The 6,100-nt window shown below is 59.5% G+C and carries 4 protein-coding genes; 1 reads left to right on the top strand and 3 read right to left on the bottom strand.

The annotated features are described in order from the left end of the window. The first annotated feature begins 250 nt into the window (after window positions 1-250). The gene (locus P1U55_RS11160; RefSeq protein ID WP_301047657.1) at window positions 251-1,843 is read left to right on the top strand and encodes an AMP-binding protein; all 1,593 of its coding nucleotides are present in this window, start codon (window positions 251-253) and stop codon (window positions 1,841-1,843) included. Here P1U55_RS11160 and P1U55_RS11155 read toward each other — a convergent pair. The 3 genes from P1U55_RS11155 to guaA form a co-directional block, all read right to left on the bottom strand. Further along, window positions 1,818-2,447, bottom strand: a complete 630-nt coding sequence (locus tag P1U55_RS11155; protein WP_301047656.1) for a YrbL family protein — start codon at window positions 2,445-2,447, stop codon at window positions 1,818-1,820. The genes P1U55_RS11160 and P1U55_RS11155 overlap by 26 nt on opposite strands. A 112-nt stretch (window positions 2,448-2,559) precedes the next feature. Further along, complete coding sequence (locus tag P1U55_RS11150; protein WP_301047655.1) at window positions 2,560-4,329, bottom strand: GSCFA domain-containing protein; 1,770 nt, start codon at window positions 4,327-4,329, stop codon at window positions 2,560-2,562. A 236-nt stretch (window positions 4,330-4,565) separates the two neighbouring features. Further along, window positions 4,566-6,100: glutamine-hydrolyzing GMP synthase (gene guaA / locus P1U55_RS11145; protein WP_301047654.1), on the bottom strand; the 1,535-nt coding region annotated here is incomplete at its 5' end.

The following is a 6,100-nucleotide window of genomic DNA, read 5'->3' as shown; positions in this document are numbered from 1 at the left end:
GGCTGACATCAAAGCCAAGGCAACCGGGTTCATCGCGGGTGAGTCGGATATGCTCGGGCAGGGCGCTGCGCACATTTGCCGCTTCAGCATCGTTCTTGCAGATCAACCTGCCGGTCAAATTCACCTTGCCCATGCGACCCTCCGTGATTTCGCCGCGCGACCCTGCGCCGCGCCGCGAGGGAGGTCAAGCGGGGGGATTGGGATTGCGCCCGGTAGCAACTTGGCTAGGTTGCGGACGGGAGGTTTGCAGATGATTGCGATTGAAGACAAAACCATAGGAGCGGTCTGGCAAGAGGCGGTTGCCCGCTCTGGCAGCGCGCCCTTTCTCATCACCCCCGGCAGCGCGCCGCTCAGCTATAGTGAGATCGCAGCGCAGGTGGATCGGGCCGAGGCGGTGCTGCGCAAGGCAGGTTACGGCCCCGGCCATCGCGCTGCCCTTTGCCTTGGAAATGAGGCCTCCCACTATGTGCTGAGGCTGGCGATGAACCGCCTTGGCCTGTCGATCGTGCCCATCAACCCCGATTACCGCCCCGGCGAACTTGCCTATGTGCTTGATGACAGCGCCGTGGTGCTGGCGGTGATCGCCCCGGAGCATGAGGTGCTCTTTCGCGCCGCTGTGGAGGAGGCATCTAATATCCTTAATATCAGCGTGTTGGATGGCGACCTTCATGTTGATCCCGCGCCCACGGCCCCAACCGATGCCGCGATCACCCCGCAAACCGAAGCAAGCCTGCTTTACACCTCTGGCACCACCGGCAACCCAAAAGGCTGCATCCTCAGCCACGAATATGAGCTGATGGTCGGGGACAGCTACGCCCGGATCGGCCCGCCTGTTGCCCTTGGCCCCGGCGACCGCATCTTCAACCCGCTGCCCGCCTTTCACGTCAACGCGGGGGTGCTCACCTTTTTCGCCGCCATGCAGGTGGGCGCTGCGATGATCCAGCCTGCGCGGTTTTCGGCGTCAAGCTGGTGGGCGGATGTGGCGGAAACCGGGGCGACGGTCTTTCACTACCTCGGGGTTGTGATCTCGGTCCTGATGACCAATAAAACCGCCGGAAAAGAAGTGCTTGGCGACCTTCGTTTCGGTCTGGGAGGCGGCGTGGAGCCCGCGCTGCACGTCGCGTTCGAGCGCCGCTATGGCCTCCCCCTGATCGAGATCTGGGGCATGACAGAGATGTGCCGCATGCTGCATATGGAGGCCGAGCCACGGCTGATCGAAACCCGCGCCATGGGCCGCGCCCGCAAAGGGCTGGAGGTGCAGGTTTGGGATGAAACCGGCGCCCCGCTGCCGCCCGATACCCCCGGCGAAATGGTGCTTCGCCACTCTGAAGAGACCCCACGCAAGGGCTTTTTCTCGGGCTATCTCAATAAGAAAGAGGCCACAGTTGAAGCGTGGCGCGGCGGGTGGTTTCACACCGGGGATACGGTTGAGATGAGCAGCGACGGGGTGATCACCTTCGTCGATCGCAAGAAAAACATCATCCGCCGCGCCGGAGAAAACATCGCCGCCGCCGAGGTGGAAAACACGCTTGCCGAGCATGAGGCGGTGGAGGCCGTGGCCGTTGTCGCCGTGCCCGACAAAACCCGTGAGGAAGAGGTGCTGGCCTGCATCGTCCTCGCGCCGGGCCACGCGGCAACCGAGGCGACCGCCCGCTCGATCTTTGATGCGGCCTTTGCGCAGATGGCCTATTACAAACCGCCCGGCTGGATCCGCTTTGTTGAGGCGCTGCCGGTGACCGGCACCCAAAAAGTGCAAAAGCACCGGCTGTTTCCCGAGGGCGAAGACCCTTTCGCTGGCGCGTTTGATCTGCGCGCCCTCAAGCGGCGGGGGCAGCCCGGCTAAATTGGCGCGCACGGCGCTGCCATTCCAGGCCAGACTTGCGCGCCAATACCGCAAAGGCCCGATCGAGGCGCCGGTTGTTCAAGGTGCGCACCCATGTCTTGAGCGGAATAACGGCCCGGTCCCCAAAGCCATCAACCAGCACAAAGCGGTGGGCCATTTCGTCCCAGAGGATGTTCTTTGGGCCAAGATCATAGGCCGGGATGTGCCAGTCATAGAGCGCGGCGACAAAATGGTTCAGCGCCTCCAGCCTGTCCTGCGCCAGCGGGCCGGTTGCAAGCAACTCTTCGAGCGTCAGGGCCATCCCGCCATCGGCGCTCGAAATCCGCTCAACAAGCTGCCCAAGGCCCTTTTCGGTGAGCACAAGGCCACAAAGCCCGGCCAGCGGCGGCAGCTCTTGCCGGATCGCAGCGCGGACCATTGCGTTGGCATAGGCGCGCAATTCGCGGCGATACAGCGCGTAGGCCTGCTGCACCCTGAGCCAGCCCAGAAAGCTGCGGTCAGCATCGGGGCCAATATGGGAGAGATACTTGCGGCGCATGGTTTTGAGCAGCACGTCCGGCTCATCCACGACCCTGTGAACTTGCCGCTCCGATCCCTTCGCCACACGATCACCAAAAACCAGCGAAAAGGGCAGCCCAAAGCCGCGCCCAGCTGTTTTACGCGTTACCGCCACCCACTCATCCTCCCCTCACACTCACATTCGGCCCGCTCACCGCTTACCCGTTCAACTCATTCATCAGCCGATCCACGATACCGCCGTCTTTGTAGAACTGGGCACTCGGGTGAATATCCCAAGGGTTCGGCATAGCGTATTGGTCCACAACAAAGCCGCTTGGTGTATATAGGTCGGCGTTGTCGTGTCGCAAGAATTTTACCGATGGCGTAATTTTCCGAGACAGGTCGTTGAACAAGCCAGCGTAGAGTTCCTTGATCTCGTTAAAGCGTCCGCTGTCCACAAATTCATTTCCAAACCTGAACCGCGCTACCTTTTCAGGCGGGGCGGGCGAAACAACGCAGATGATCTTATTGAATGCGTTGATTTGCTCAATTCTTTTGATCAGGTTCAAACGGCCGGTAATCCAGCGTTCAAATACCTGCCTGAGCGCTTCAATCTCTTGGTTGCTCGTCGGCATCCTTGGAGAAATATCTTCACCCTTACATCCATCATATCCGGGCTTGATCGGACCAATGCTCCTTAAAATATCATCGCCATCCAAGCCAAAGCCGACCACCACAACCGTGCTACAGCTGTGTGATTCGATGTTCTCAAACCGGGCTTTCTTAAACCTGAACTTCTGAAATTTCTCCTCCTTGATGGTTTTCAGAGGCTCATTTTCCAGGAAGTTGATGGGCGCGAAAAGCGATTTCTCTTTGATCGTTTCCGGGAGCGCGTTGCGCAGGAAGCCAAGGTGGGAGTTGCCAAAGAACAGGACGCGCTTTTCCTGTTCCGGCCCTTCGGTTTTTTCACCAAATTGATCCAGAAGAGCATCTTCACAATCAATGTCACCGACCTCTTCAAAGGTTTGGTGCGGGCTTGGGTTGGTGCGTTCCTGCGGCTTCGGGGCCGCCTCATCATAGGCCGAGGCGAACAGATCCATCACATTGTCCACGGCGTCTTGCCGCACGCTTCTCAGGTTGGCCTCGTAACTGTCCGAGATGGTTTTTGGGTTGGTTATGATCTCGAAAGACGGGAAATAATCAATGAAATCGTGTTTTTTCGAGAAGCTGTCAGCGATCGAGCGGAGGATCGACTTTGAGGCGACAGATGACACCAGAACATGCCGGTTTTCGGCGGTCGCCGTCAACGGAACGGGCGAAACTGTGAGCAAAAAGCGGAACGGCTTGCCATTGCGAATGGTGTGGACTTCCTCAATGAACCCCTCAAGATCCTCGGCAATTTCTTCATAGGAGAAATTGTGGAAAGCGTATTTCTGCGCGTCAAATTCGCCGCCCAGAACGCCCGGAACCACCGGCAGGATGCTGCCGCATGACACTGCTTCCCACGCCTCGGTGAGGCCAAGCGTGAAAACCAGCACATCCAGCGTTTCAACGGCCTCCCGCACCGCTTTCAGATGGGTTTCCCGATTGGCCCGCACCTCATCAGGCGAGGCAAGGGGACGGGCAAATACATTTGGGCGCAGCGGGTCAACAAACCCGTCTTGAGTTTCCCAACAGGTTTCACTTCTTTCCATCGCGCCGCCGGTTTCCCGCAGAAGCTGCAAAGCCTGACGCACGGTATAAATATTGCCGTAATTGGCGCTGAAGTTGCGCGACTTCACGCCAGTTTCATCATCAAAATAGGGCACGTTATAGCCCATGGTTTTCAGCTTTTTTCCCACATGTTGGGCAAAACAGCTGCCCATCGTGACAACGCAGTCTGATTTATCCAAGGGCCACTTTGGAATGTGAATATCCGCAAGCGAGCTATCTGCAACAACGCCGTTTCGCCAAAAGGCGCGGGCGGGCATGTTTTTATATGGGTTCATGGTCAATTGCTTCCTTCAGCCAACGCTTCGCGAACACCTAACCAGTAAAGCGAAAGTCTTTAAAGGCCCTCTCGCGCGGGTTGTTTTGGGGAAATCCGAAAAAGGCACACCTCAGCAAAGATGCCGCCCAGATGCTGGGCGGGCACAGCCAAGGCCAAATTCAGGGATGTCCTCAAGCCGCTAGGGGCGGGTGCCTTTGGGAGGGAAAGGTCCGGGGGGGGAGTTGCCGCCAGACCCTACTCCCACTCGATCGTTCCCGGAGGTTTCGAGGTGATATCATAGGTCACGCGGTTGATGCCCGCGATCTCGTTGATGATCCGGGTGGCGGTTTCCCCCAGAAATTCGTGGGTGAAGGGGTAGTAATCGGCGGTCATGCCATCAACGCTCGTTACCGCGCGCAGGGCGCAGGCGTAATCATAGGTGCGCCCATCGCCCATAACGCCAACGGTGCGCACCGGCAGGATCGCGACGAAGGCTTGCCAGATATCATCGTAAAGCCCGTGCTTGCGGATCTGGTCGATGTAAACCGCATCAGCCTCGCGCAGGATATCCAGCTTGGCGCGGGTGATCTCGCCGGGGCAGCGGATGGCAAGGCCGGGGCCGGGGAAGGGGTGGCGGCCGATGAAAGAGGCGGGCAGGCCAAGCTCACGGCCCAGCGCGCGCACCTCGTCCTTGAACAGCTCGCGCAGCGGCTCCACCAGCTTGAGGCCCATCTTTTCGGGCAGGCCCCCCACGTTGTGGTGCGATTTGATCGTCACCGAGGGGCCGCCGGAAAAGCTCACACTTTCAATCACATCGGGGTAAAGCGTGCCTTGCGCCAGAAAGGCCGCGCCCTCGATGGTATCGGCATATTTCTGGAAAACGTCGATGAAAAGCCTGCCGATGATCTTGCGCTTGGTTTCCGGGTCAGACACGCCGTCAAGCTCACCAAGGAACAGATCCTGCTCCTGCGCATGGATCACCCGCAGGTTCATGTGGTCGCGGAACATCCCCACAACCTCTTCGGCCTCGTTCTTGCGCAGCAGCCCGTGGTCCACGAACACACAGGTCAACTGGTCGCCAATCGCCTCATGCAGCAAGGCTGCGGCAACAGAGCTGTCGACCCCGCCCGAAAGCGCGCAGATCACCTGTGAAGCGCCCACCTGGTCGCGGATCTTGGCAATCGCCTCCTCCCGGTAGGCACCCATCGTCCAATCACCGGCAAAACCGGCAATGCGCACGAAATTCTCATAAAGCTGCGCGCCGCGCGGGGTGTGGTGCACCTCGGGGTGGAACTGCACGGCAAAGAAGTTACGGCTGACATCGGCGGTCACGGCAAAGGGCGCGTTGGGCGAGGTGCCATAAACCTCAAAGCCCGGTGCGATCTTGCTCACGTGGTCGCCGTGGCTCATCCAGACCTGCTCCTGCCCGGTCGAGAACCAGCCTTCCAGCAGCTCCAACTCGCCTTGCGGGGTCACATAGGCGCGGCCAAATTCGGCGGTGCCATGGCCGCGCTCCACAAAGCCGCCCAGCATTTGCATCATCACCTGCTGGCCATAGCAGATGCCAAGCACCGGCACCCCAAGGTCAAACACCGCTTCGGGCGGGCGGGGCGAGCCTTCGTCGATCACCGAGGCGGGGCCGCCGGAGAGGATCACCGCCTTCGGAGCAAACTCAGCGAGAAACGCCTCTGTCACCGCCTGAAACGGGTGGATTTCGCAATAGACATTCAGCTCCCGCAGGCGGCGCGCAATAAGCTGCGTCACCTGAGAGCCAAAGTCGATGATGAGGA

Origin of the sequence: Vannielia sp., assembly GCF_029212645.1 — a bacterium.
Classification (GTDB): Bacteria; Pseudomonadota; Alphaproteobacteria; order Rhodobacterales; family Rhodobacteraceae; genus Vannielia.
Note: the sequence above shows the minus strand (reverse complement) of the source record. Positions and strands in the feature narration are given on the sequence as shown.